This is a genomic window from Mesorhizobium maamorense (assembly GCF_044998965.1).
Classification (GTDB): Bacteria; Pseudomonadota; Alphaproteobacteria; order Rhizobiales; family Rhizobiaceae; genus Mesorhizobium.
The window spans coordinates 1441897-1467301 of record NZ_CP173356.1 but is presented as its reverse complement, the minus strand read 5'-3'; the positions used below and the strand labels follow the sequence as shown (position 1 = coordinate 1467301).

The window sequence follows — 25405 nt, the reverse complement described above, 5'->3', positions numbered from 1 at the left end:
CGGCGCAATCCGATCCTTGTCGGGCGCACGCTTCGAACTACACGCCCAACACCGCCTTAACGCGCTCGCGCGTGTAGGGCAGGTCATAGATGCGTTTTCCCGCCGCATGGCGGAAGGCGTTGGCGATCGCGCCGGCTGTCGGGCCCTGCGCTGCTTCCGCGACGCCGAGATAGGGCGTGCCGGGATTGTCGACGACATGCACTTCCACGCTGTTCGGAACGGCGCTGAAGCGCAGGATCGGATAGGCCGACCAATCCGCGCTCAGGATGCGGGTGTCGTCGAAATGGACGGCCTCGTAAAGCGTCCAGCTTAGCGACTGCAAGATACCGCCTTCGGTCTGGTTGATGATCGAATCCGGCGCCACCGCTTCGCCGCAGTCGACCGCCGAGACCACATGCGAGATGGCGATGGCACCGCTGTCGCGATCGACCTCCGCTTCAAGCGCGACTGCGAGATAGGCGGCATGATTCTTGTACTTGGCGAAGGCGAACCCCCGGCCGCGGCCCTCCGGCATAGGATCATTGCTCCAGCCGAATTCTTGCGCCGCAACCTCGATCACCTTCCTGGCGCGCGGGTCCTTCATGTGCCTCAACCGGTATTCCACCGGGTCGGCGCCGGCCGCGAGCGCCAGCTCGTCCATAAAGCTTTCGATCGAGAAGACGTTGCAGTAGGCGCCGAGGCCGCGCAGCGACGAGACGCGCACCGGCATGTCGGCGACGAAATGCCAGTTCACCCGCTGGTTCGGCACGTCGTAGAGCGGGATGGCATTGCGGTCGCCATTGCCGAGCGGCGAGATCTGCAGCTTGGCCGGATCGGGCGGGAAATGCTTCGCCATCAGCCGGCCGGCGATCAGCGAACCTGCGGTTCCCGGCCGGGTGCCGTGACTGTTGCTCCACAGGTCATAGTGCCAGTTGACGATCTTGCCGCCGGCGTCGAGCGTTGCGCTGGCGCGCGTCAGCATGCCAGGGCCATAGGGCTCCCACAAATGCTCCTGATCGCGCATCCACTGCACGCGCACCGGCGTGCCGGGCAGCGCCTGCGCGATCAGCGCGGCGTCGGCCGCCGCGTCGTCGGCGCCATTGTGGCCGTAGCAGCCTGATCCCTCGGTGTGGATGCAGCGCACCTTTTCCGGTCCGACGCCGAGCATCTCGGCGATCGCCTTGCGGTCTGGATAAACGCCTTGAGTGTGCGTCCACACCGTGATGAGACCCTTGTCCGACAGGGCAACGGCAGCCGAGGGGCCGATCGACCCGTGCATCTGGTAGGCGCGGGTGAACTGCGCCTGCAGCGTCTTTGCGCCGGCTGCCGTGTCCGCGCCGACCGAGGTCACGGTGCCGACCTCGGCGACCGAGCGTTCGAGGAAGGCGGGGATATTGTCCTGGTCCGGCAAGGCCGGCTGCTCCTGCCACTTCGCCTTGGCGGCCATGGCGCGCATGGCCTGGACCGCCTGGAATTCCTGCCTGGCCACCACGGCCAGGAAGTCGCCGTCGCGGATCACCGCCACCACGCCCGGCATCGCCTTGATGGCCGCCTCGTCGACGCTGACGAGCTTGGCCGAATAGCTTGCTGGGCGAACGACGCGGGCATGCACCATGCCGGGAAGCCGCATGTCCTGGACGTAGGTCTCGCCTCCCGTTACCTTTGCCGGAATATCGACGCGGGCGAACGGCTTACCGATCGCGTGATAGCTGTCCGGCGATTTCAGCGCTGTGTCGGCAGATGCGTCCACATGCAGCAAATCCGCCACCACCAGTTCGCCATAGCCCACGGATTTCCCGTCCGGCCCGTTGATCCTGCCGCTTGCCGCCTTGAGCTGGTCGGCCGGAACGCCGAGCTTCTCGCTGGCCTTGGCGACCAGGATCTGGCGCACCTGCGCCGAGGCGTAGCGTATGGCGGTGCCGCTGTTCTGGATCGTCTGGCTGCCGGCGGTATAGCCCTCGTTCGGCGTCAGCGCGGTGTCGGCGGTGATGAGCTTGATGGAAGCCGGCTCGACCTCCAGTTCTTCGGCGGCGATCTGGCGTAGCGACGTCCTGGTGCCCTGGCCGAGTTCGGCCTTGCCAGTGAAGACGGTGATCGAACCGTCGGCATCCAACCTGATCCAGGCGTCGAGCGAGGGCGTATCGGCAAGGCTGCCCGGCAGTTTCTTGGCCGGCGCCGGCGTCGCGGGCGTCTGCGCCGTGGGCGCGGCCTCCTGAGCCTGCACGGGAATGGTGAAGGACACGACCAGCGCGCCGGTCCCGGCGAGAAAGCCGCGTCGTGTCAGGTCGGGAAAGGTTGGCGCGTTCATCATGCCCTCCCCGCGGCCGCGGCCGGCGCCAAGCCGGCCGATTTCGATTTCATCAGGTCGCGCGCGCGGCTCACTGCCCGCAGGATGCGCATATGCGTGCCACAGCGGCAGAGGTTAGGTTCCAGCGCCTGCCTGATATCGGCGTCACCGGCATCGGGTTTGGCCTCGAGCAGCGCATGCGCCCGCATCATCATGCCGGCGATGCAATAGCCGCATTGCGCCGCCTGCTCCTCGATGAACGCTTTCTGCATCGGACCCGGGTTCTCGATCGTGCCCAAGCCCTCGACGGTCTTGACCTCGCGGCCCTCCACCAGCATCGCTGGCGTCAGGCAGGAGAAGACGGGCTTGCCGTCCACCATCACCGTGCAGGCGCCGCATTGGCCAAGGCCGCAGCCGAACTTGGCGCCGTTCAGCTTCAAATCGTTGCGCAGCACGTAAAGCAGCGGCGTCGCGGGATCGACGTCGACGTGGTGGGAGATGCCGTTGACGTTGAGATTGATCATCTGTCCTTCGCTCCTACATTGTCCGGGCCGCGCTCGATGCCGTCCGAGGGCCGGACGCTGACTTGGTATTTTCCGCTCCTGGTGTCGGCGATCCTGGCGGCCGCATCCTGCCAGGCCGGCTTGCCGGCAAAGGCATCGCGCAGATAGGCCAGCAGGTTATTCACCTGGTCGTCCTTCAGCGTCGCTGCGGATCCCGGCATGATGGCGCTCGGGCGCCCACTCGCCGCCGGCAGGCCAAACAGCACGGTGTTGATGACGTTCTGCGGATCTGGCGCGTTGACCGCGCTCGACAGATGGAAATTGATACCGCCGAAAGGCGGCGGACGGCTGCCGTCGTGGCAGGTGGCGCATGCCGCCTGGTAGATGACGGCTCCACGCGCCGCCGGCGTATCGGCGGATGTCGGCGCCACGCCGGCGGTCGACGCCGGGTCGGCCGCGGCGCGGCCGCGGATGGCCTGCGCGGCGGTCGTCCGTTCGGCGGATGGTTCGCCCATGAGCGACATGACGTAAGTGGCCATGGCGTCGATGTCGGCATCGGGAAGCCGGCCGAGATTGCCCGTCACTTCGCCCATCGGGCCATTGGCGACGCCGTGGTCGGCATGCCAGCCTTGCCTGAGATAGGCAAACAGGCTGTCATGCGTCCACGGTATCGGCGCCGGTGAAGTGCCGTCGAGCGCAAAGGCCGTCCAGCCTTCGGCCTCGCCGCCGGCCATGTGCGACCCCTTCTCTTCCGCGCCGAGTCGATTGCGCGGCGTGTGGCAGGCGCCGCAATGACCGAGCCCATCGACCAGATAGGCGCCGCGGTTCCACTGCGTGCTTTGCGACGCATCGTTTTGATAGGCGCCCCTGTCGAAGAACAGCAGCTTCCAGCCGGCCAGCACGAAGCGCACATCGAGCGGGAAAGGCAGCTCGTTCGGAGGCGGCCGGTTGTTCACCGGCTGGCGCGTCATCAGATAGGCGTAGAGCGCGCGGTTGTCCTCATCGGAGACACGCGTGAAATGATCGAACGGGAAGGCCGGGTAGAGATGCCTGCCCTCGCGGTCGACGCCTTCGCGCATGGCGCGGTCGAAGGCTGCCTGCGACCAGCGGCCTATGCCGGTCTGCGGATCTGGCGTGATGTTGGTCGAATAGATGGTGCCGAACGGCGTCGGCACGGCGAGCCCGCCGGCAAAGGACTTTTCACCGGGCCTGGTGTGGCAGGAGGTGCAATTGCCGACGGAGGCCAGTACAGCGCCTTTCTCGATCAACGCCGGGTCGAACGACGATCGTTGCGGCGGCTCGACAGGGTCGATCGCCGGCTTCCAGGCATAGGCGAAAAATCCGGCGCCGCAGACAATGATGATGGCAAGAACGCCCAGCCAGAAGCGTTTCAAGATCTGCTCTCCCTCATGGCGGTACGCTGAAACGCTGCCGCCCGGCCGTTACCGGCGCCGCGGACGCGTTCGTGCGGGAGAAACTAGGGGCGCTGCCCTCTTCGTCAATTGTCTGATTTATGGCGCCGAAAAGCGCATCTTGCAGGCGCGACCTGCCCGGGCACATCGTTTGGTGCTGCCGGCCTTCGGCTTGTCCGCCGGCCCATCTTCGTGGGCAAAGGAAAGGCTAGCTCGTCTTCTCGTCCAAAAGTCCCGAGACGAAGTCGAACAAGCCGGGCCGACGATCGCGCCGCAACCGCTCGGCGACAACGATGCCGCGCACTTCGGCGAAGGCGCGATCGAGATCATCGTTGACGATGACGAAATCATATTCCTTCCAGTGCTCGATCTCGTTGCGCGCGTTCTTCAGCCGCGTCTCGATCACCGCTTCCTGGTCCTCGGCGCGGCGCTTCAGTCTTGCCTTCAACTCCTTCATCGAGGGCGGCAGGATGAAGATCGAGACGATGTCGGCGCGCATCTTCTCCTTGAGCTGCTGGGCGCCTTGCCAATCGATGTCGAACAGCATGTCGCGCCCTTGAGCGAGCGCAAGTTCCGCCGGTTCGCGCGGTGTCGCGTAGCAATTGCCATGCACCTCCGCCCATTCGAGCAGGGCGTCCAAATCGCGCAGCCGCTCGAACTCGCGCATGGTGCGGAAATGATAGTGAACGCCTTCGATCTCCGAGCCGCGGCGCGGCCTGGTGGTGACGGAGACCGACAGTTCGAGGCTGGAATCGCTCTCCAGAAGGTTGCGCGCAATCGTCGACTTGCCGGCGCCCGACGGCGACGACAGCACGAGCATCAGGCCCCGGCGGCGAATGCGGGACCCTAAATCCCTGGCGACCATCGGCTACTCCAGATTCTGGACCTGTTCACGGAACTGATCGACCACGGCCTTCAGTTCCAGTCCAATGGCGGTGACCGCGGCAGCGTTCGACTTTGAGCACAGCGTATTCGATTCGCGGTTAAATTCCTGTGCTAGAAAATCGAGCTTGCGTCCCATGGCGCCGCCGCCGGAAAGCAATGCACGACCGGACGTCACATGCGTCTTCAAGCGGTCGATCTCCTCGCGAATATCGGCCTTGGTGGCGAGGAAGGCGGCTTCCTGGTGCAAGCGGCCGACATCGAGGTTGGCCGAAGCATCCATCAAGAGCCGCACCTGTTCGGCGAGGCGCTCGCGGATGGCCGCCGGTTCGCGCGACGGATCCGCTTCAGCGCCCAGCGTCAGCGCCTCGATGGCGTCGATGTGGCCCAGCAGAAGCGTGCGAAGTGCCGCGCCCTCACCCTGGCGGGACCGCTCCAGCCCCTCCAGCGCCACCTCGAGTGCCGCCATGACGGCGTTGTCGAGCGCCGTGCGCACATCCTCGGTTTCGGTGGTCTCGGGAATATCGAGCACGCCGCGCAGCGACAACAATCCGTCGGCGGTCGCAGGAGCAACACCAAATTGTTCCTCGATCCGCTTGGCGAGCCCGGCCAGGTCCTTGAGGAAGGCCTCGTTGACAACGGGCTGGGACTGCATTCCGGCGGCGCGCGTGATGGTCAGCGTCGCCTGAAAATTGCCGCGCGCGAAACGTTTCTGAAGCGTCTGCCTGATGGCCGGCTCCAGCCGCTCGAAGCCCTGCGGCAGCCGCAGCCGCACCTCGACGCTCTTGCCGTTGACGGATTTGACCTCCCAGGCAATCGAGGTGCCGCCATGTTCGGCGACAGCACGCGCAAACCCGGTCATGCTCTGCAAATTCATGGTGCCTGCATACCCCCTGGCGCGTACTACGGATACTGCTTGATCCGGCCTCGCGCACCTTCAGAAAGCCGAAATGCCCGCCTGCCAATCGGCTTACGAGGCGCCCCGATAAATCCAAACGCTCCTGTCTTCAACCGATAGCGTGGACGAGCTGGAAAAACCGTGCGCCGCTACTGGGCCGCCCCCGCGTCGCCGTCAATGGGCGCGTCGGTCTGCCCCTCCACCTTGGCATCAGCCTTGGCCGCGTCGTCGACTTGCTTCTTCTGCTGGGCTCGATAGCGCGCAACGTTCTCATTGTGCTCGTTAAGCGTGGCGGCGAAGACGTGTCCGCCAGTGCCGTCGGCAACGAAATAGAGGTCGTCGGTCTTTGATGGATTGGCTACCGCCTCCAGCGCCGCGCGGCCGGGATTGGCGATAGGCGTCGGCGGCAGGCCGTTGATCACATAGGTGTTGTAGGGCGTCGGCTTCTGGATGTCCGACTGATAGATCGGCCGGTCGGCGGGTTTGCCCTTGCCGCCGAACAGACCGTAGATGATGGTCGGATCGGATTGCAGGCGCATGCCCTTGGCCAGCCGGTTCAGGAAGACCGCGGCGACGCGCGAGCGCTCATCGCCCTTGCCTGTTTCCTTCTCGACTATCGAGGCCAGCGTGACGAACTCGTCAATGCTGGCGAGCGGCAGGTCGGCGGCGCGCCGCTGCCAGACCTCCTCGACCAGCTTCTTCTGGTCGGCCAGCAGCTTGTCGATCATCTGCTGGCGCGTGGCGCCGCGCGTGAAGCGCAGCGTATCGGTGGCGAGACTGCCCTCTGGAGGCACGGTGGCCGGCATGTCGCCGCTCAAGGCGGGCTCGCCTGCGATGCGCGCCAGCGCCTGCTCGACTGTCAGCCCTTCGGGAATGGTCAGCGAGTACATGACCGACTTGCCGCTCTTCAGCAATTCCATGATGTCGCGCATGGACGCCCGGGGCTTGATCTCGTATTCGCCGGCCTTCAGCGCCGAATCATTGCCGAAGGCCCTAACGCCAAGACGGAATATGCGGGCGTCGCTGATCAGGCCGCGCCGCTCGAGCTGGTCGGCGATATCCTGGACGCCGGTGTTCGGCTTGACCAGGAAGGTGTCGCCATTGGCCGATGGGCCGGGCTCGGTGAATTCCTGCTTGCCGAAGTAAAGCGCGATACCCGCCGCCAGAACCATCAGCATCACCAAGGAGATGACGAAGTTCATGAACACGACGACCTGACTGCGCGAAGCACGCGAGCGCTTCGGCGGCGGCGTGCCGGCCTCCGGCCGCAAGGCTTCGGCGGCTGTCTTCGGTACGATCGGCCCCGATGTCGCCTGCCCTTGCCCGAACTCTCCGTTGCCGGCCGGATTTGTGTTCATTTCGCCCTACCGTTTGATCTCTCAACGAATCCCCTGCGGCAGAGTAGGGGCGAATATGGCAAAATTGACGACACGCCGAAGCGCCGTCCGGCAGGCGGACGGTCAGCCATTGTAGCGCTGGAAGACCAGTGAAGCGTTGGTGCCGCCGAAGCCGAAGGAATTGGACAACGCCACGTCGATCTGGCGGGCACGCGGCTTGTTCGGCACCAGGTCGATCGCGGTCTCACGCTCCGGATTGTCAAGGTTGATGGTCGCCGGCGCGATGTTGTCGCGGATGGCGAGGATCGAAAAGATCGCTTCGGCAGCCCCTGCCGCGCCAAGGAGATGGCCGATCGACGACTTGGTCGACGACATCGAAATCTTCGATGCGGCATTGCCGACCAGCCGCTCGACAGCGCCGAGCTCGATCGTGTCGGCCATGGTCGAAGTGCCGTGCGCGTTGATGTAATCGACATCGGCGGGCGTCAGCTTTGCCCGGTTCAACGCCGCCGTCATGCAACGGAATGCGCCGTCGCCATCTTCAGCCGGTGCGGTGATGTGATAGGCGTCGCCGGTCAGGCCGTAGCCGGTCACTTCCGCATAGATCTTCGCGCCGCGCGCCTTGGCATGCTCGAGTTCCTCAAGCACGACGACGCCGGCGCCCTCGCCCATGACGAAGCCGTCGCGATCGCGGTCATAGGGCCGCGAAGCCGTTTGCGGCGCGTCGTTGCGCTCGGTCGACAGCGCACGGCAGGCAGCGAAGCCAGCGATCGACAGTCGCGTCACCGGCGCTTCGGCGCCGCCGGCGACCATGACGTCGGCATCGCCCCAGATGATCAGCCGGGCTGCGTCGCCGATCGCATGCGCGCCGGTCGAGCAAGCGGTGACGACGGCATGGTTGGGGCCTTTCAGCCCATGCCGGATCGAAACCTGGCCGGAGACGAGATTGATGATCTGGCCGGGGATGAAGAAGGGGCTGATGCGGCGCGGGCCGCGCTCCTTCAGGATCATCGCGTTCTCGGCGATGCCTTCGATGCCGCCAATGCCCGAACCGATCAGGACACCGGTGGCGCACTGCTCGGCATGGGTCTTCGGCTGCCAGCCGGAATCCTTCAGCGCCTCGTCGGCGGCTGCGATCCCGTACAGGATGAAGTCGCCGATCTTGCGCAGTTCCTTCGGCTCGAGCACCGCCTCGGGATTGAAGGTGGCGTTGCTGCCGTCACCACGCGGAACGACATGGGCGATCTTGCAGGCAAGATCCTCCACCTCGAACTCGGTGATGCGCTTGGCGGCGCTGCGGCCGGTCAGAAGTTCCTTCCAGCTGTGCTCGAAGCCCATGCCGAACGGTGACAGCAACCCAAGGCCCGTGACGACGACACGCCTCATCGCAGGTCCTCCCCGGTGATGACTGCGGAAAGCGTCAGGCCGAAGCCTTGTCGATGTACTTCACGGCATCGCCCACCGTCAGGATGGTTTCAGCCGCGTCATCGGGGATCTCGACGCCGAATTCTTCTTCAAACGCCATGACGAGTTCGACCGTGTCGAGACTGTCGGCGCCCAGATCGTCGATGAAGCTCGCCTGCTCCGTCACCTTGTCGGCATCGACGCCCAGGTGCTCGATGACAATCTTCTTGACGCGCTCTGCGGTGTCACTCATTTGGGGCATCCTCGTCTTTTGGTTGTCTGTCTTCGTTAGCGGGCGGAATGCCGCTAATCAAGCTGAAAGATGGTCCCGCCGGAAACGCAATGGCCGCAGACCGGTTTTTGCCCGAACCGCCGGGTTGCGGGCCGCATTACACGAAAAATCGTGGGCGTCCAAGCCGAAATGGTCGCTTTTCACAGCCCGCCCAGGCGTTGCCTGTCGCCGTCTCAAAGCCACGCGAATACCCGGGCCCGGCCCGAAATGCATGCTTTGGCCGACCCGATCAGATCATCGCCATGCCGCCGTTCACATGGATGGTTTGGCCGGTGACGTAGCCGGCCTCGTTGGAGGCAAGATAAGCGACGGCGGACGCCACTTCGGCGCTGGTGCCCATGCGGCGCGTCGGGATAGCGGCCATGATCGCCTCCTTCTGCTTGTCGTTGAGCTTGTCGGTCATCGCCGATTCGATGAAGCCCGGGGCGACACAGTTGACGGTTATGCTGCGGGTGGCGATCTCCTGCGCCAGCGATTTGGAAAAGCCGATCATGCCGGCCTTGGAGGCGCAGTAGTTGGTCTGGCCGGGATTGCCGGTGACGCCGACCACCGAGGTAATGTTGATGATGCGGCCGTGGCGACGGCGCATCATCGGATGGGTCAGCTCACGCGTCAGCCTGAACACGGCCGTCAGATTGACTTCGAGCACGCTGTCCCAGTCGGCGTCCGACATGCGCACGAACAGCCCGTCCTTGGTGATGCCGGCATTGTTGACCAGGATGTCGACGCCCTCGAGATCGGCCTCCGCTTTCTGGCCGAGCGCCTTGACCTCGTCGCGGTTCGACAGGTCGGCCGGAAACAGCTTCACCCGGTCGCCCAGGTCGGCGGCCAGCGCCTCCAGTCTCTCGACGCGCGTGCCGTGCAGGCCGACGATGGCGCCTTGCGCATGCAGCACCCTGGCGATCGCCTCGCCGATGCCTCCCGACGCGCCGGTGACAAGTGCCTTGCGGCCGGTCAGTTCGAACATTGTGTTTTCCTCTTTGGTTTCGGAAGCTCAGCGAGCAACCTTATCTGTATACGTCTCGCGGGTATCCGATTGCCATCACCAACGGAATATCTTCAGCGATACAAGCCGCGCCATCAAATTCACACGCGGCGCCTCACCCGAGCGCCGCCAGTGCGGTTTCGACCTCGGCCGCGGAACCGACCGATGCCGTGGCGATTTCGCGGTTGATGCGCCGGGCCAGCCCTGAAAGCACTTTTCCCGCGCCGACTTCATAGAGCGTGGTGACGCCGTTCGCGCCGAACCACTCCACTGTCTCGCGCCAGCGCACGCGGCCGATCACCTGTTCGAACAGACGGCGCGCAATGATTTCGGGATCGCTGGTCGGAGTGACCGTGACATTGGAGACGAGCGGCACTACAGGCGCGTTCTTGGTTACCCCGGCCAGCGCCTCGCGCATGATCTCGGCGGCGGGCGCCATCAGCGCCGAGTGGAAGGGCGCGGAGACCTGCAGCATCAGCGCTCGCTTGGCGCCTTTTTCCGTGCACAGTTTGGCAGCCAGTTCGACCGCTGCCTTGGCGCCGGAAATCACCAACTGGCCACCGCCATTGTCGTTGGCGATCTGGCAGACCGATCCTTTGGCAGCCTCGGCGCAGGCGGCTTCGACATCGGCCTGCTCCAGTCCGATGATCGCCGCCATGGCGCCTTCGCCGGCGGGCACCGCCGCTTGCATGGCATTGCCGCGGATGCGCAGCAGCCTGGCGGCATCGGCAACCGAGACGAAGCCGGCGGCGGCAAGCGCCGAATATTCGCCCAGCGAATGGCCAGCGACGTAGGTAATCTTGTCCTTCAGCGAGAAGCCGCCCGCTTCCAAGGCCCTGATCGCGGCCAGCGATACGGCCATCAGCGCCGGCTGCGCGTTGGCGGTGAGCGTCAGCGTCTCTTCCGGCCCTTCCCAGATCAGCTTCGACAGGTTTTCGCCGAGCGCGTCGTCGACTTCGCTAAAAACCCTACGCGCCTCGGGGAAGGCATCGGCGAGGTCCTTGCCCATGCCGACAGCCTGGCTGCCTTGTCCCGGAAAGGTGAATGCAACGGCCATGTGTGGGCTCCCAAAGCTCGGTTCTGCTTGCCTGATACACGAATTTTCCTGCCTGTGACGCAACGCGGCCTGCCAAGTCAAGCCCGGTTCGACCCGGCCCCTTGGCAGCTTTGCCGGCCGAGTGCCTGTTCCAAAAGGCTTTTTGGCGATCACTCCTGATGAAAACCGCTCACGAATCGTTTGCTGGCTCTTCTTATTTCCGCCACAGGCGCTAGCTTTGCGTGACAATTCCATGACAATCGAGTGACGGGTCTGTCGCTGGGTGGGGAAGTTAAAGTGGCTAGGATTTCGAAAGGCGCAGGCAAAGCCGCGCCACAGTTTCTGGAAGACGATCCTTCCACCGGCTACCTGCCGGGACGGAAGTGGCCGACCATACGCTATGGGCTGACCAGCCTGCTGATCGCGGCCGTCCTGGTGTTCGCCATCGAATTGATCGTGCGCGGCGACTTCGCCGGCACGGTTTCCTTCTTCCTGCAGCCGCTCAAGCCGGGCTGGACCACGATCGTGGTGTTCGCACTGGTTCTGGTCGGCCTCGATGCCGTTTTCGGCCGCAGCTATCAAAGCCTGATGATCGTCGCGCCGCTGACGCTCTCGCTGGCTTTCATCGGTCACCAGAAATCGCATTATCTCGGCGATCCCCTCTACCCGACCGATTTCCTCTACTCCCGCCAGATCGTGGCGCTGCTGCCGCTTCTGGTGCGTGACCGTCCGATGACTGCCCTTGCCATGATTGTCGGCATCGTCGCCGGCCTGTCGCTGCTCATCTATGGCTGGCGGGTCTGGCGTCGAAAAGTGCCCATACTCAGCCGCAAGGGCCGTCTCGCCCGGCTGACGCTGGCCGTGCCGCTGCTCGCCTTCTTCGTCTCGATCATGGACTATGCCACCTTCTCCTGGACCCGGGACCGGCTGCAGATCATCCCGATCATGTGGGACCAGAAGGAAAATTACGCCTCCAACGGCTTTGCGCTCGCCTTCGCGCTTAACGTGCCGATGGCGCATGTCTCGGCGCCGCCAGGCTATTCGGAAAAGGCGATCGCGGCCATCGACAGGCCGCAGGTGACCGCCTCGGTGCCCCAGGAAAAGCCCGACATCATCGTCGTCATGAGCAGATCCTTCTGGGATCCGACCAAGCTGCCCGGGGTCACCATCACGCCCGATCCGATCCCCAACGTGCGGGCGCTGCGTTCGGGCTCCATGTTCTCACCCGAATTCGGCGGCATGACCGCCAATATCGAGTTCGAGGCACTGACCGGCTTCTCCAACGCCTTCCTGCCGGCCGGCAGCATCCCCTACCAGCAATATGTGCGCACGCCGACGCCGTCGCTGGCGACCTTCCTGAAGAGGGAGGGCTACAGGGCGCGCGCCATCCATCCGGGCACCAACTGGTTCTGGAACCGCGGCGCGGTCTATGCCGATTTCGGCTTCGACGACTTCAGATCGGAAGAGACGCTGCCGCCGATGCAAAAGCGCGGGCCGCTGGCATCCGACGCGGCGATGACGGACGAGATCATCAGCGAGGCCGATGCCAGCGATGCCCCGGTGTTCTTCTTTGCCGTCAGCCTGCAGAACCACGGCCCCTACGAGCCGAACCGCTACTACAACCCGACCCACACCGTGCAGGCGCCGATCAGCCAATGGGCGCGTGAATCGCTGCTGAGTTACACCGAGGGCTCGGCCGACGCGGACCGCGGTCTCGAACGCCTGATCGAATGGGCAAAGAAACGCTCTCGCCCCACCGTCATCGCCTTCTTCGGCGACCATCTGCCGCCGCTTGGGCCGGTCTATGTAGAGACCGGGTTCATGAAGGACAATGTCGCGCCGCGCAAGGAGGCTTCCGCCGAGGCGGCGCTGGAGCATCATCAGACGCCACTGGTCATCTGGTCGAACCGCACAGGCCCTGCCAAGGACATGGGCGCCGTCAGCCCCGCCTTCCTGCCCTATCACATCCTGAAAACGGCCGGCATCACCCACCCCTACTATACCGGCTTCCTGGGCGAGATGCGCGAACGCTACCGCGTGGTCGACCGCAATCTGCTGCTGACGCCGGCGGGAGAAGCCACGCCCGATTGGGCGCGGCAAAAGCAGATCGACCCGGCGATCCGCGACTTCCGGCTGCTGCAATACGACATGATGTTCGGCAAACGCCACGCGGCGCCCGACTTCTTTCCCGAAACGGTGGACAAGGTCGTCGCCCATATGAGCTGAATTTCGCGGCATCCTTCCAGGATGCCGCCCAGCGGGGTCGAGCGTTCAATTCGTCAGTTGCAATTTCGAGAATTTGTTGGCGATCTGCTGGAACACGTTCGGCAATTTGTTTGGATCGTTGACGGCGTAGTAGTCGCTGGGATCCGAGGCGCAGGCGCTGTAAAGCGTGCGGTTGGCGGCGGTATCGGATTGCAGCACCATCGTGTAGATTTCGGCGCCCTGCTTCTTCAACTGCGTGCAGACGCTTTTGGTCCATCCGTCGACATTGCGCGCGGCGGTCGTCTGATTGTCCGATCCAAGCCGACCGGCAGCGCCATAGTCTGAGCCCGCGAGAAAACCATAGGACGTATAGTCGGACTTGGTCGTCTCGTTGCTGGCGCCGTAGACGACATTCTCGCCGTCGGTGAGCAACATGACGATCTTGCTCACCCCAGGCGTCTTCCAAGGCGTACCCTCGGCGTATGGCGCACCCGGCGACAACACCCGCTGGCCCCAGGCCAGGCCCTCGGAAACATTGGTGCCGGACCCCGCCCATGCAAGCATCTTGGCGGCCTCGTTGCGAAGTTTTGTAAAGTCTTCCGTCAACGGGACGATTGGCGAGGGACAGGACCGGTTTGGCCCCACCGTCAATTGCAAGGCGTTTGGATCGTTTGTGACCGCGGTGGCAATGGCGGTGTTCTGCGGCGCCACATATTTGGCGACTGTTTCAAGATCACCCCGCAAAAGCCCGGCAGCACTTCCAAGCAGGCCGCTCAGGTCTATTCCGAGAATATTCAGTCCGCCATTCCGAGCAAGTTTGGCCTCATCAGGGGCGTCGTCGATAAACGAATTGTTGTAGTGATAGGCATCGTTTGAATAGCCGCTGGAAGGTCTCGTCCCCTTTCCCGGACTGTCCGGCGCGAAATACGGCACGAACAGAGTGTCGGGGTAACGTGGATCAGGCGGCGTATCGGCGATATTAAGGACACCAGGCCGCGCCTCGACGCAGCCTTTCCAACCCGTATCCTCCCCCTTGCCGTCCTTCCACCCCGTCAATTTGGCGGCAGCGGCCGGATCTTTCATCAACTGCCTGAACAGCGCCATATGATTGGGACGCTTGTCGTTGATGACGGGGAAATTGATTCCATTGGTGGATGACTTGCCGTCCATGTCGATCCAGGACGGGTCGAACCCGTCGCCGTTGACATTGACAGCCGTGACGAAGGGTACCAGCGCCACGCGGACCTTGCGCGTCGGTGATTGCGCCGCTTCCAGATATTTGAGCAGATTGTCCGTCGCTGTCTTGAGGGCAGCAATTTTGGCGCCGGCCATCGAGCCGGTGTTGTCCAGAACCAGCACGACTTCGAGCTGGTTGTTCGATCTGACCGCCGAGGCATCGACCACGATGTGCCTGCTCTCACCGAGCAGGAAGGCGAAGTTCAAATCGACGTCAGCCGAGGCGACGGCCTTAGTCTTGACGAAGTTGACGCCCCTGTCGACCGTCAACGTGGCCCGCGCATTTGTGAGTTCGCCATGTCCGGCTACGTTGGCCTGGAAATAGCGGTTGAAGGCGTCGGTGCGGGTGATGTCCAGATCGCCGAGATGCGAGGAGGCGAGATTTGCCGCGTCGAGCGCATTCTGCAGGTTGCTCTTGGCCCGCATGATGGTGGAGACATCGGCTGCGAAGGCCACCGCCGACAGGATGGCCGGCAAGCCGATCCCGAGCAAAAGCGCGAAGTTGCCGCTTTTCGAGCGCCAGAATTTCTTGAGAAGCATCCTTACCCCCGGAAATGCCTAGCCCGTTGCTGACAGCGGGATGCCGCTTTTTGCGCCAGACATGATGAATCGGCGGTTGATGCCGGGGCCGCAACCCCATACAACCTGTCATGGTGGTTAAGGCCTGGTTTCCGGGAACCACGGAGTCCTATCGCCGCACATGCCGGTTTTTCTGGCCCTGCGACATCCGGGATTGCCGCCTGCTCTTGCCTTCCACGTGGATTGCTATATAGACGCCGCCAATCTGCCGGTCCCAGCTGGGGGCTGAACGGAGGGCCGGAGGTTTTCGAAAACCTTCGCGTGAAGCCAGAAGCGCTTCCGCCTCCCGTGTCTCCGCTCTCGACCGTCTCGTCATGCTCCTTTCTTCCCCGCTCCTGGCGGGTCAGAGAAGTTGCAGAGGCTTTTGCCGCCGGGAACCGGGAGAGAAACGAAGAAAGGCGAAAAGACATAATGGCTCTTTACGAACATGTGTTTCTTGCCCGGCAGGACCTCTCGCAGCAGCAGGTCGATGCGCTTGTCGAACAGTACAAGGGCGTCATCTCCGCCAATGGCGGGTCCGTCGGCCGGGTCGAGAACTGGGGACTGAAGTCCCTCACCTACCGGGTCAACAAGAACCGGAAGGCATACTACACGCTGATGGATCTTGACTGCCCGCCGGCAGCGCTCAACGAAATGGAGCGCCAGATGGGCCTGTCCGAGGACGTGCTGCGTTTCCTGACCATCAAGGTCGATGCGCATGAGGAAGGTCCCTCCGCCATGATGCAGAAGCGCGAAGAGCGCTCGGAACGCGGCGGCTTCGGCGACCGCGACCGCGGCGACCGTGGTCCGCGCTCGTTCGGCGACCGTGATCGCGGCGATCGTCCGCCACGCAGCTTCGGCGGCGACGCTGGTGGCGATCGTGGTCCGCGCCGTCCGCGCGAAGGCTTTGAAGGGGGTGCAGAATAATGGTCGACATTAACCAGATCCCGACCCGGCGCCCGTTCCATCGCCGCCGCAAGACCTGCCCGTTCTCGGGCGCCAACGCGCCCAAGATCGATTACAAGGACGTGCGCCTCCTGCAGCGCTACATTTCCGAGCGCGGCAAGATCGTGCCGTCGCGCATCACCGCCGTCAGCCAGAAGAAGCAGCGCGAGCTCGCCAAGGCGATCAAGCGCGCCCGCTTCCTGGGCCTGCTGCCCTACGTGGTTCGCTAATCCTTGACGCGGGCGGCTCCGCCGCCCGCTTCTCTTCCACGGCGACGGGCGCCGCTGGATTGCGCATCAAATCCCAAGTTGAGGCCAAAAGCCTCTAACTGCCGCGACAGGCAGGACAGCGACACCGGCGGCAACGCCCTTTTGCTTCCTGACCTGTTCCAGAGAATTCGGTGCCGATCCCTTGATTGGCGCCCTAACGAAAGGAACAAAACCATGGAAGTCATTCTTCTCGAACGCGTTTCCCGCCTCGGCCAAATGGGCGATACCGTCAAGGTCAAGGACGGCTTTGCCCGCAATTTCCTGTTGCCGCAGGGCAAGGCGCTGCGCGCCAACGAAGCCAACAAGAAGAAGTTCGAAGGCCAGCGCGCCCAGCTCGAAGCCCGCAATCTCGAGCGGAAGTCCGAAGCCTCGCAGGTCGCCGAACAGCTCGACGGCAAGAGCTTCATCGCCGTTCGCTCGGCCGGCGAGACCGGCCAGCTCTACGGCTCGGTGTCGACGCGCGATATCGCCGACCTGCTGACGGCAGAGGGCTTTTCGGTCAACCGCAACCAGATCCAGCTCAACCAGCCGATCAAGACCATCGGCGTGACCAATGTGGCGATCGCGCTGCATCCGGAAGTCGAGGTCACGATCACGCTCAACATCGCCCGCACGGCCGACGAAGCCGAGCGCCAAGCCAAGGGCGAGACGCTGACCACCGCCGAGGCCATCTATGGCGAGGACATCAACGACAATGCCCGGCCGGAGAACTTCTTCGACCCGAACGCCGAGTTCGAGGGCGGCGAAGAGAACGCCTGACATCGGCGCGGCGCGCCTGCCGGCGCGCCGCATTCGGCTTCGGCCAATCAGCTCCGATCAGACTGGCAGCTCCGATCAGACCGGCAGTTCAAGTCAGACTGGACCAATGCCCGGGTTCACCACCTGGGCATTTTTGTGCCAAAAGGAACTTTTCGAAACCCTATATATTGATGCAGAGTAGGACAGCCTGTCTGACCGAGAGGGGACATTTGGGTCATGAATATTCTGTTGAAACGCGTTCTCGACCGCCTGGTGCGCACAGGCAGTCTCAAGGTGACCGGCCCACAGGGCACGACATTCGTGTTCGGTGACGGCAGCGGCGAGCCGGTGCATCTGCACATCAAGACCAGGCACGCCGAGCGCGCCATTACCTTCGATCCGATGCTGGCCGTGCCGGAAGCCTACATGGATGGCGAACTCGACATCCTCGAGGGCGGCGTCCTTGGCCTGATGCGCATCGCTTTCCAGAACATGGGCAGCGGCGGCATCGACGCGACGTGGTCGAAAGCCATCGAAGGCCTGCGCCACGCTTTCCGCCGCCTGCAGCAGATCAACACCGCGTCGCGTTCGCGCCGCAACGTGCAGCGCCACTATGATCTGTCGGGTGACCTTTACCGGCTCTTCCTCGATGAGGACATGCAGTATTCCTGCGCCTATTTCGAGCAGCCGGACATGACGCTGGACGAGGCGCAGGCAGCCAAGAAGCGCCACATCGCCGCCAAGCTCAGGCTGAAGGCCGGGCAGACGGTGCTCGACATCGGCTCCGGCTGGGGCGGGCTAGGCCTCTACCTTGCCAAGGCCTTCGACGTCGACGTACAGGGCGTGACACTGTCGACCGAGCAGCACGGCGTCGCCACCGACCGGGCGCATGCCCAGGGCCTGGAAAACCACGTTCACTTCGAGCTGAAGGATTACCGCGAACTCAACGAACGCTTCGACCGCATCGTTTCGGTCGGGATGTTCGAACATGTCGGGGTCAACCATTACCGCACCTTCTTCGACAAGAGCGCGACGTTGCTGAAGCCTGATGGCGTCATGCTCCTGCACACGATCGGCCGCTCCGGCGTGCCGTGGGCGACCAGCGCCTTCATCCGCAAATACATCTTCCCGGGCGGCTACATTCCCGCGCTTTCCGAAGTCATGCCGGCGATCGAGAAGTCAGGCCTCGTCGTCACGGACATCGAAATCCTGCGGCTCCATTATGCCGACACGTTGAAGCATTGGGGCCAGCGCTTCGCCGCCAACCGCGACAAGGCCAAGGCGATCTACGACGAGCGCTTCTGCCGCATGTGGGAATTCTATCTGGCAGCCTCGGAAGCCGCCTTCCGTTGGCAGGATCTGGTCATCTTCCAGATCCAGCTTGCCAGGAAGAACGACACCCTGCCGATGGCGCGCGACTATATGGTCAAATGTGAAAAGGCGCTCGAAATGCGCGACATGGGCCATCGCGAAGCGGCTCCGGTCGAAGAGCCCGCCAAGCCCGCCCGGCGCCGCAAGGTGGCGGAGTAGGAACAGACCGCTTTGCCGCATTGGCGCTTGCCATTCCCGGCTCGTGCCCTGAAAAAGGCCTCGTGATCGTCGCGAGGCCTTTTTCATGACCTACCTCCTCTATGCAGCCGCGGCGCTCGCCGAGATCGCTGGCTGTTTTTCGGTGTGGGCGTGGTGGCGGCTGGAGAAATCGCCGCTGTGGCTGCTGCCAGGTTTCGTTTCGCTCGTTCTCTTCGCCTGGCTTCTGGCCCTGGTCGACACCGGCGCGGCCGGCCGCGCCTATGCCGCCTATGGCGGCATCTACATCGCGGCGTCGCTGGCCTGGCTTTGGTTGGTGGAAAGCGTGCGTCCCGACCGGTGGGACCTTGCGGGGGCGGCGCTCTGCATAGTGGGCGCCTCTGTCATCCTGCTCGCACCACGAGGGGCATGAGCCGTGGAACTGCCTGCCCCGCTTCGACAGGCTGTCGATCGTGCCCTCGAAAACGTGCCGCTGCCGGTGCTCAGGCAGGCGGCGAAAACCCTGTCGGACCGTTACCGCGCCGAGATGCGCGACGGTCGCCTGCATATGGCGCAGGATATGGCGGTCAAGGCTTATCTGGCGACGCGGCTGCCGGCGACCTATGCCGCCGTCCGCGCCAGTCTCGACGCGGTGAACGAAGCGCAGCCGGAATTCGCGCCGGAAACCCTGCTCGATGTCGGCGCCGGCCCGGGCACGGTGCTTTGGGCGACGGCGGACCTGTGGCCCGGTCTTCAACAGGCGGTTTTGCTGGAAGCCAGTGCTGCGGTGCGCAAGGTCGGCGAGGCGCTTGCCGCCGATGCGATCGCTGCCCGGATCGCCTGGCAGGCCGGCGACGTGACCATCGACCTTGACGGTTTGCAGCCGGCGGACCTGGTCACCTGCGCCTATGTGCTGGACGAGATCGCACCGGCATCCCTGCCCAAAATGGTCGATCGGCTGTGGCAGCTCACGACAGACACGCTGCTGATCGTGGAGCCGGGCACGCCGGCGGGCTGGCAGCGTGTTCTCGCGGTTCGCCGGCAACTGATAGAAGCGGGCGCGCATGTGCTGGCACCTTGCCCGCACGAAGCCCCCTGCCCGCTCATCGCGCCCGACTGGTGCCACTTTTCGCGGCGCGTCGCCCGCTCGCGCCTGCACCGGCTGGCCAAGGACGCCGAAGTGCCATGGGAGGACGAGAAGTTCATCTATGTCGCGGCTTCGAGGCAGCCGGCGCCAGTCCGCGCGGCGCGGGTGATCGCGCCACCGAAAACCGGCTCGGGCAAGGCGGCGCTCAAGCTTTGCCGGCCGGACGGCAGTGCCGGAGAGACGCTTTTCAGCAAGCGTGACGGTGAACTGTTCAAGGCGGCACGGCGGTCGGACTGGGGCGATGTGCTCGATACAGCGTAGGGATTCGGGTGACGATCGTTCTTGCTTTGTTCCAAACCGTCGCGTAGAATCAGCACCTTGTCGAGTCAATCGGAATCAGGGCACGGGAATACTGTCCTGTGGACGGTTTTTTGTTTCTGTGAACAGTGGGCATCAAATCTGCTTGGGTGATAACTGTTGCAGATAAGTCAGCACTCAATTTTCCGATTCTGATATCGAGAGACCGGGATCGAAATCGGGGACATCATGGCAGAGGCAGCGCGGAAATTCGGCGTGGCGGAGCAACCGCTCTATCGCGAGGCGCCGAACAACATCGAGGCGGAACAGGCGCTGCTCGGCGCGATCCTGGTCAACAACGATGCCTTCTATCGCGTCTCCGACTTCCTGAAGGCCAGCCACTTCTACGAACCCCTGCATCGCAAGATCTTCGAGATCGCGGCCGAGCTCATTCGCATGGGCAAGGTGGCGACGCCGATCACGCTGAAGACCTTCCTGCCGGCCGACGAGAAGGTCGGCGACATGACGGTGGCGCAATATGTCGTGCGCCTGGCGGTCGAAGCCGTCACGGTCGTCAACGCCGCAGATTACGGTCGCGCCATCTATGACCTTGCGACGCGTCGCGCCCTGATCACCGTTGGCGAGGACATGGTCAACATCGCCTATGACGCGCCGGTCGACATGTCGCCGTCCGAGCAGATCGAGGATGCCGAACGGCGCCTGTTCGAGCTGGCCGAAACCGGACGCTATGACGGCGGCTTCGAGAGCTTCACCGACGCGGTCAAGACCGCGGTCGACATGGCCAACGCCGCCTACATGCGCGACGGCCACCTGTCGGGGTTGGCCACCGGCATGCGCGACCTCGACCGCCGCATGGGCGGCCTGCAATCGTCCGATCTGATCGTCCTTGCCGGCCGTCCGGGCATGGGCAAGACGTCGCTCGCCACCAACATCGCTTTCAACGTCGCCGAGGCCTATGTGCCGGCGCAGCAGGCCGACGGGTCGTTCAAGGCGGCGAATGGCGGTGTCGTCGGCTTCTTCTCGCTCGAAATGTCGTCGGAACAGCTCGCGACCCGTATCATCTCCGAACAGACGGAAATCTCCTCCTCGAAGATCCGCCGCGGCGAGATCACCGAAATGGACTTCGAAAAGCTGGTCGCCTGTTCGCAGACCATGCAGAAGATCCCGCTGTTCATCGACCAGACCGGCGGCATCTCGATCGCCCAGCTCTCGGCCCGCGCCCGGCGCCTGAAGCGCCAGCGCGGCCTCGACCTCATCGTCATCGACTATATCCAGCTGATGCAGGGCTCCAGCGCCAGGGCCTCGCAGAACCGCGTGCAGGAAATCACCGAGATCACCACCGGCCTCAAGGCACTGGCCAAGGAACTCGCGGTGCCGATCATCGCGCTGTCGCAGCTCTCGCGACAGGTTGAAAGCCGCGACGACAAGCGCCCGCAGCTCTCGGACTTGCGCGAATCCGGCTCGATCGAGCAGGACGCCGACGTCGTGATCTTCGTCTACCGCGAGGAATACTACCTCAAGAACCGCGAGCCGAAGCTCGGCACCGATGAGTACATCAAGTGGGAAAACGAGATGAACGAGATGCGCGGCAAGGCGGAGGTGATCGTGGCCAAGCAGCGTCACGGACCGACGGGCACGGTCACGCTAGCCTTCCACGGCGAATTCACCCGCTTCTCGGATCTGGCGGAGGAACATCATATCGCGGAAAGGTTTGAGTAGCTTTTTGACTCACCGTCGCGCTCCGTCACACCCCCTCTGTCCCGCCCACCTATCCAGCATCGGCGATCCCGAAGCAGGCCTCGCTAATGGCTAAATCCCGCGTCCAGTTCATCTGCCAGAACTGCGGATCGGTGCATCAGCGCTGGGCCGGCAAATGCGACGCCTGCGGCGAATGGAACACGCTGGTCGAGGAAGGTACGTCCGGCGGCATCGGTTCCGGGCCGGCCAATACGCGCAACGCCCGCAAGGGCCGCGCGGTGGTGCTGACCACGCTTTCCGGCGATATCGAGGACGCGCCGCGCATCGTGTCGGGCATCGGTGAGCTCGACCGCGCCACGGGCGGCGGCTTCGTGCGCGGCTCGGCGCTGCTGGTCGGCGGCGATCCCGGTATCGGCAAGTCGACGCTGCTCACCCAGGCTGCTGCTGCCCTTGCCTCGAGGGGCCACCGCATCGTCTATGTCTCGGGTGAGGAGGCGGTCGCCCAGATCAGGCTGCGCGCGCAGCGCCTCGGCGTCGCTTCCACACCGGTCGAGCTTGCGGCCGAGACCAATGTCGAGGATATCCTTGCCACGATCGCCGACGGTAAGCGGCCGGACCTGGTGATCCTCGATTCGATCCAGACGCTGTGGACCGACCTCGCCGATTCGGCGCCCGGCACCGTCACCCAGGTGCGTGCGGCCGCCCAGGCGATGATCCGCTATGCGAAATCCACGGGTGCTGCGATCGTGCTCGTCGGCCATGTCACCAAGGAAGGCCAGATCGCCGGCCCGCGCGTCGTCGAGCACATGGTCGACGCCGTGCTCTATTTCGAGGGCGAAGGCGGCCATCACTACCGTATCCTGCGCACCGTCAAGAACCGTTTCGGGCCGACCGACGAGATCGGCGTCTTCGAAATGTCGGACAAGGGGCTGCGCGAGGTTGCCAATCCGTCCGAGCTGTTCCTCGGCGAGCGCCACGCGAAATCGCCGGGAGCGGCGGTTTTCGCCGGCATGGAAGGCACAAGGCCGGTGCTGGTCGAAATCCAGGCGCTGGTCGCGCCCTCCTCGCTCGGCACGCCGCGCCGCGCCGTCGTTGGCTGGGACGGCGCCCGGCTGTCGATGATCCTGGCGGTGCTCGAGGCGCATTGCGGCGTGCGCTTCGGCCAACAGGACGTCTATCTGAACGTAGCCGGCGGCTACCGCATTTCCGAGCCCGCGGCCGATGTGGCGGTGGCGGCCGCACTGGTTTCCTCGCTCACCGGTCTTGCCCTTCCCGCCGATTGCGTCTATTTCGGCGAAATCAGCCTTTCTGGCGCCGTGAGGCCGGTTGCGCATGCGCAGCAGCGTCTCAAGGAGGCCGAAAAGCTGGGTTTCGCAAGCGCGGTTCTGCCCTTGGGCAGCGAGGAACTTGCCGGAGGAATCGGGGCCGGCGCTTTCCAGCCCACCGAGCTCGCCGACCTCGTGGCGCGCATAGCCGGCTCACGGCGCAGCCGCGCCAACGACGAAGAATGACGGGCTCACCTGGTGGTGAGCGACAGGGAGTGGGGCGACAAAGATGCCGATAACGCTGCTTGACGGAATTCTCGTCGGCTTCACCCTGGTCTCGGCGATGCTCGCCATGGTTCGCGGCTTTTCACGCGAGGTCCTGTCCATCGTGTCCTGGGCGGCGGCAGCCGCGGCGGCGTTCTTTTTCTACAAGCCCGTGCTGCCCTACCTGAAACCCTACATCGACAATGAAAAGATCGCCATGGCGGCCTCCGCCGGCGTCGTCTTCATCATCGCTTTGATCGTCGTCAGCGTCATCACCATGAAGCTCGCCGACTGGATCATCGATTCCCGCATCGGCGCGCTCGACCGCACGCTCGGCTTCCTCTATGGCGCCGCCCGCGGCATTCTGGTGGTTGCCGTGGCCCTGCTGTTCTTCAATTGGCTGGCCGGCGCCAAGGCACCGGCCTGGGTCACGGAGGCCAAGTCGCGGCCGCTGCTGGAACAGATCGGCGCCAAGCTTGAAAGCCTGCTGCCCGAGGATCCGGAAAACGCCATCCTCAAGAAGCTCAATCCGAATCAGCCGGCCGCCGAAACGCCCGCCGCACCGGACGCACCGGCCACGGATGCCCCGGCGGGAGGGGACGATGCCAATGCGCCGGCTCCTGACGACAGCGATGCCGGAACGCCTCCCGCGGACAACGCACCGGCCAATCCGGCCCCGGCGGCGCCGGCGAATTGATGAGTGATCGGGCGCCGCAGAACAGGCGCCCGAGACTGGCGGTGATCGTGAACCATCGCCGGGCGCGTTGCTTTTACGGCGCTGTCGCCTTATATGGCGATTTTAGCGGAGCTTGAGCCCCATGGCAGACGCAGACCACGTGCTTTCCGCGGAAGCTGACGATCACTTCCACGACGAATGCGGCGTGTTCGGCATTTTCGGCCGGCAGGACGCGGCGGCCATCGTCACGCTCGGCCTGCACGCGCTGCAGCATCGCGGCCAGGAAGCGGCCGGCATCGTCTCCTACGACGGCACCCAGTTTCATGTCGAACGCCATGTCGGCCTGATCGGCGACACCTTCACCAAGCAACGCGTCATCGACAGCCTGCAAGGCAATCGCGCCATCGGCCACACGCGCTACGCCACGACCGGCGGCGCCGGCATGCGCAACATCCAGCCCTTCTTCGCCGAACTGGCCGATGGCGGTTTTGCCGTGGCCCATAACGGCAATCTGACCAACGCCATGACCGTGCAGCGCGCGCTGCAGAAGCAAGGCGCGATCTTCTCCTCGACCTCCGACACCGAGACGCTTCTGCACCTCGTCGCCACCAGCAAGGAGCGCGATCTCAACTCGCGCTTCATCGATGCGGTGCGCCAGGTCGAGGGCGCCTTTTCGCTGGTGGCGATGACGGCCAAGAAGATGATCGGTTGCCGTGACCCGCTCGGCATCCGCCCGCTGGTACTGGGCGACCTCGACGGTGCCTGGATCCTGGCCTCCGAAACCTGCGCGCTCGACATCATCGGCGCGCGTTTCGTGCGCGACCTGAAGCCCGGCGAGATGGTCGTCGTTACCTCCAAGGGCATCGAGAGCCTGTTCCCGTTCGAGCCGCGGAAAACCCGCTTCTGCATCTTCGAATATGTCTATTTCGCACGCCCGGACTCTTCGGTCGAAGGCCGCAACGTCTACGAGGTGCGCAAGCGCATCGGCGCGGAACTCGCGCAGGAAAATCCCGTGGAGGCCGACATCGTCGTGCCGGTGCCGGATTCCGGCACGCCGGCGGCAATCGGCTTTTCGCAAGCCGCGGGCATCCCCTTCGAGCTCGGCATCATCCGCAACCACTATGTCGGCCGCACCTTCATCCAGCCCGGCGATTCGATCCGCCACATGGGCGTCAAGCTGAAGCACAACGCCAACCGCCGCATGATCGAGGGCAAGCGCGTCGTGCTGGTCGACGATTCCATCGTGCGCGGCACCACCAGCCAGAAGATCGTGCAGATGGTGCGAGACGCCGGCGCCAAGGAAGTGCATATGCGCATCGCCTCGCCGCCGACCAGCGCCTCCTGCTTCTACGGCGTCGATACGCCAGAAAAATCGAAGCTTTTGGCATCACGTATGTCGATCGAGGAGATGGCCGAATTCATCCGCGTCGATTCGCTCGGCTTCCTGTCGATCGACGGACTCTATCGCGCCGTCGGCGAGGCCAACCGCGACAACGAGCAGCCGCAATTCTGCGACGCCTGCTTCACCGGCCAGTATCCGAGCCGCCTGCTCGACTTCGAAGGCCACGACAATGTGCGCACGCTGTCGCTGCTGGCGACGAGCGGCGCATAGGATTGCCGCACTG

The 25405-nt window shown here is 64.1% G+C and carries 22 protein-coding genes; 11 read left to right on the top strand and 11 right to left on the bottom strand.

The genetic code is table 11. The annotated features are described in order from the left end of the window. Positions 1–37 precede the first annotated feature (37 nt). The 10 genes from ACIU1A_RS07415 to fabD all read right to left on the bottom strand — a co-directional run bounded on the left by ACIU1A_RS07415 (position 38) and on the right by fabD (position 11036). Positions 38–2287, bottom strand: a complete 2250-nt coding sequence (locus ACIU1A_RS07415; protein ID WP_404927872.1) for a molybdopterin cofactor-binding domain-containing protein — start codon at positions 2285–2287, stop codon at positions 38–40. Next, positions 2287–2790 carry a (2Fe-2S)-binding protein gene (locus ACIU1A_RS07410; protein WP_404926988.1) on the bottom strand — a complete coding sequence of 168 codons (504 nt, stop codon included), beginning with the start codon at positions 2788–2790 and terminating at the stop codon, positions 2287–2289. Before ACIU1A_RS07410 ends, ACIU1A_RS07415 begins: the two co-directional genes overlap by 1 nt. After that, positions 2787–4163 (bottom strand): c-type cytochrome, encoded by a 1377-nt coding sequence (locus tag ACIU1A_RS07405; RefSeq protein ID WP_404926987.1) that lies wholly within the window; start codon positions 4161–4163, stop codon positions 2787–2789. Before ACIU1A_RS07405 ends, ACIU1A_RS07410 begins: the two co-directional genes overlap by 4 nt. Before the next feature lie 226 nt (positions 4164–4389). Then, complete coding sequence (gene gmk, locus ACIU1A_RS07400) at positions 4390–5046, bottom strand: guanylate kinase (protein ID WP_404926986.1); 657 nt, start codon at positions 5044–5046, stop codon at positions 4390–4392. A 3-nt stretch (positions 5047–5049) separates the two neighbouring features. Further along, a complete protein-coding gene (locus tag ACIU1A_RS07395; RefSeq protein ID WP_404926985.1) occupies positions 5050–5940 on the bottom strand; it encodes a YicC/YloC family endoribonuclease in 891 nt (296 codons plus the stop codon). A 170-nt stretch (positions 5941–6110) separates the two neighbouring features. Continuing rightward, entirely contained in the window at positions 6111–7319 is a 1209-nt protein-coding gene (gene mltG, locus ACIU1A_RS07390; RefSeq protein ID WP_140494453.1) for an endolytic transglycosylase MltG, read from the bottom strand. A gap of 102 nt (positions 7320–7421) precedes the next feature. Next, a complete protein-coding gene (gene fabF / locus ACIU1A_RS07385) occupies positions 7422–8684 on the bottom strand; it encodes a beta-ketoacyl-ACP synthase II (RefSeq protein WP_140494455.1) in 1263 nt (420 codons plus the stop codon). A gap of 34 nt (positions 8685–8718) precedes the next feature. Beyond that, positions 8719–8955, bottom strand: a complete 237-nt coding sequence (locus ACIU1A_RS07380; protein ID WP_006203723.1) for an acyl carrier protein — start codon at positions 8953–8955, stop codon at positions 8719–8721. A 268-nt stretch (positions 8956–9223) separates the two neighbouring features. Beyond that, positions 9224–9961 carry a 3-oxoacyl-[acyl-carrier-protein] reductase gene (gene fabG / locus ACIU1A_RS07375; protein WP_140494457.1) on the bottom strand — a complete coding sequence of 246 codons (738 nt, stop codon included), beginning with the start codon at positions 9959–9961 and terminating at the stop codon, positions 9224–9226. A 133-nt stretch (positions 9962–10094) separates the two neighbouring features. Next, positions 10095–11036: an ACP S-malonyltransferase gene (gene fabD, locus ACIU1A_RS07370; protein ID WP_140520652.1), complete on the bottom strand. Its 942-nt coding sequence runs from the start codon at positions 11034–11036 to the stop codon at positions 10095–10097. 276 nt (positions 11037–11312) lie between these two features. On the opposite strand from fabD, the gene ACIU1A_RS07365 reads away from it, so the two are divergent. Beyond that, positions 11313–13241: an LTA synthase family protein gene (locus tag ACIU1A_RS07365; protein ID WP_404926984.1), complete on the top strand. Its 1929-nt coding sequence runs from the start codon at positions 11313–11315 to the stop codon at positions 13239–13241. 45 nt (positions 13242–13286) lie between these two features. On the opposite strand, the gene ACIU1A_RS07360 is transcribed toward ACIU1A_RS07365, so the two are convergent. After that, a complete protein-coding gene (locus tag ACIU1A_RS07360) occupies positions 13287–14996 on the bottom strand; it encodes a pilus assembly protein TadG-related protein (RefSeq protein WP_404926983.1) in 1710 nt (569 codons plus the stop codon). 450 nt (positions 14997–15446) lie between these two features. Between ACIU1A_RS07360 and rpsF the strand changes: the two genes are divergently transcribed. The 10 genes from rpsF (at position 15447) to purF (ending at position 25392) form a co-directional block, all read left to right on the top strand. Continuing rightward, a complete protein-coding gene (gene rpsF, locus ACIU1A_RS07355; RefSeq protein WP_140494463.1) occupies positions 15447–15941 on the top strand; it encodes a 30S ribosomal protein S6 in 495 nt (164 codons plus the stop codon). Continuing rightward, the gene (gene rpsR / locus ACIU1A_RS07350) at positions 15941–16189 is read left to right on the top strand and encodes a 30S ribosomal protein S18 (RefSeq protein ID WP_006203718.1); all 249 of its coding nucleotides are present in this window, start codon (positions 15941–15943) and stop codon (positions 16187–16189) included. The genes rpsF and rpsR overlap by 1 nt, the downstream gene beginning before the upstream one ends. 213 nt (positions 16190–16402) lie before the next feature. Then, positions 16403–16987 (top strand): 50S ribosomal protein L9, encoded by a 585-nt coding sequence (gene rplI / locus ACIU1A_RS07345; RefSeq protein ID WP_140494465.1) that lies wholly within the window; start codon positions 16403–16405, stop codon positions 16985–16987. Between the two features lie 216 nt (positions 16988–17203). Further along, complete coding sequence (locus tag ACIU1A_RS07340; RefSeq protein ID WP_404926982.1) at positions 17204–18496, top strand: class I SAM-dependent methyltransferase; 1293 nt, start codon at positions 17204–17206, stop codon at positions 18494–18496. 85 nt (positions 18497–18581) lie between these two features. Beyond that, entirely contained in the window at positions 18582–18905 is a 324-nt protein-coding gene (locus ACIU1A_RS07335; protein WP_404926981.1) for a YnfA family protein, read from the top strand. 3 nt (positions 18906–18908) lie between these two features. Beyond that, entirely contained in the window at positions 18909–19880 is a 972-nt protein-coding gene (locus tag ACIU1A_RS07330; protein ID WP_140624553.1) for a small ribosomal subunit Rsm22 family protein, read from the top strand. Positions 19881–20105: 225 nt separating this feature from the next. Further along, on the top strand, positions 20106–21596 hold the full coding sequence (locus ACIU1A_RS07325; RefSeq protein ID WP_140494474.1) for a replicative DNA helicase: 1491 nt from the start codon (positions 20106–20108) through the stop codon (positions 21594–21596). Positions 21597–21682: 86 nt separating this feature from the next. Continuing rightward, positions 21683–23086, top strand: a complete 1404-nt coding sequence (gene radA / locus ACIU1A_RS07320) for a DNA repair protein RadA (RefSeq protein ID WP_140494476.1) — start codon at positions 21683–21685, stop codon at positions 23084–23086. Between the two features lie 43 nt (positions 23087–23129). Further along, positions 23130–23801, top strand: a complete 672-nt coding sequence (locus ACIU1A_RS07315) for a CvpA family protein (RefSeq protein ID WP_140494478.1) — start codon at positions 23130–23132, stop codon at positions 23799–23801. A 121-nt stretch (positions 23802–23922) separates the two neighbouring features. After that, positions 23923–25392: an amidophosphoribosyltransferase gene (purF, locus tag ACIU1A_RS07310; protein ID WP_404926980.1), complete on the top strand. Its 1470-nt coding sequence runs from the start codon at positions 23923–23925 to the stop codon at positions 25390–25392. Positions 25393–25405: the final 13 nt, after the last annotated feature.

Coding starts and splice junctions, on each gene's coding strand:
- ACIU1A_RS07315 (WP_140494478.1), top strand. CDS start 23,130: ATGCCGATAACGCTGCTTGACGGAATTCTCGTCGGCTTCACCCTGGTC.
- ACIU1A_RS07360 (WP_404926983.1), bottom strand. CDS start 14,996: ATGCTTCTCAAGAAATTCTGGCGCTCGAAAAGCGGCAACTTCGCGCTT.
- fabG (WP_140494457.1), bottom strand. CDS start 9,961: ATGTTCGAACTGACCGGCCGCAAGGCACTTGTCACCGGCGCGTCGGGA.
- ACIU1A_RS07395 (WP_404926985.1), bottom strand. CDS start 5,940: ATGAATTTGCAGAGCATGACCGGGTTTGCGCGTGCTGTCGCCGAACAT.
- purF (WP_404926980.1), top strand. CDS start 23,923: ATGGCAGACGCAGACCACGTGCTTTCCGCGGAAGCTGACGATCACTTC.
- ACIU1A_RS07410 (WP_404926988.1), bottom strand. CDS start 2,790: ATGATCAATCTCAACGTCAACGGCATCTCCCACCACGTCGACGTCGAT.
- ACIU1A_RS07335 (WP_404926981.1), top strand. CDS start 18,582: ATGACCTACCTCCTCTATGCAGCCGCGGCGCTCGCCGAGATCGCTGGC.
- fabD (WP_140520652.1), bottom strand. CDS start 11,036: ATGGCCGTTGCATTCACCTTTCCGGGACAAGGCAGCCAGGCTGTCGGC.
- ACIU1A_RS07415 (WP_404927872.1), bottom strand. CDS start 2,287: ATGAACGCGCCAACCTTTCCCGACCTGACACGACGCGGCTTTCTCGCC.
- mltG (WP_140494453.1), bottom strand. CDS start 7,319: ATGAACACAAATCCGGCCGGCAACGGAGAGTTCGGGCAAGGGCAGGCG.
- rpsR (WP_006203718.1), top strand. CDS start 15,941: ATGGTCGACATTAACCAGATCCCGACCCGGCGCCCGTTCCATCGCCGC.
- rplI (WP_140494465.1), top strand. CDS start 16,403: ATGGAAGTCATTCTTCTCGAACGCGTTTCCCGCCTCGGCCAAATGGGC.
- radA (WP_140494476.1), top strand. CDS start 21,683: ATGGCTAAATCCCGCGTCCAGTTCATCTGCCAGAACTGCGGATCGGTG.
- ACIU1A_RS07340 (WP_404926982.1), top strand. CDS start 17,204: ATGAATATTCTGTTGAAACGCGTTCTCGACCGCCTGGTGCGCACAGGC.
- fabF (WP_140494455.1), bottom strand. CDS start 8,684: ATGAGGCGTGTCGTCGTCACGGGCCTTGGGTTGCTGTCACCGTTCGGC.
- rpsF (WP_140494463.1), top strand. CDS start 15,447: ATGGCTCTTTACGAACATGTGTTTCTTGCCCGGCAGGACCTCTCGCAG.
- gmk (WP_404926986.1), bottom strand. CDS start 5,046: ATGGTCGCCAGGGATTTAGGGTCCCGCATTCGCCGCCGGGGCCTGATG.
- ACIU1A_RS07325 (WP_140494474.1), top strand. CDS start 20,106: ATGGCAGAGGCAGCGCGGAAATTCGGCGTGGCGGAGCAACCGCTCTAT.
- ACIU1A_RS07380 (WP_006203723.1), bottom strand. CDS start 8,955: ATGAGTGACACCGCAGAGCGCGTCAAGAAGATTGTCATCGAGCACCTG.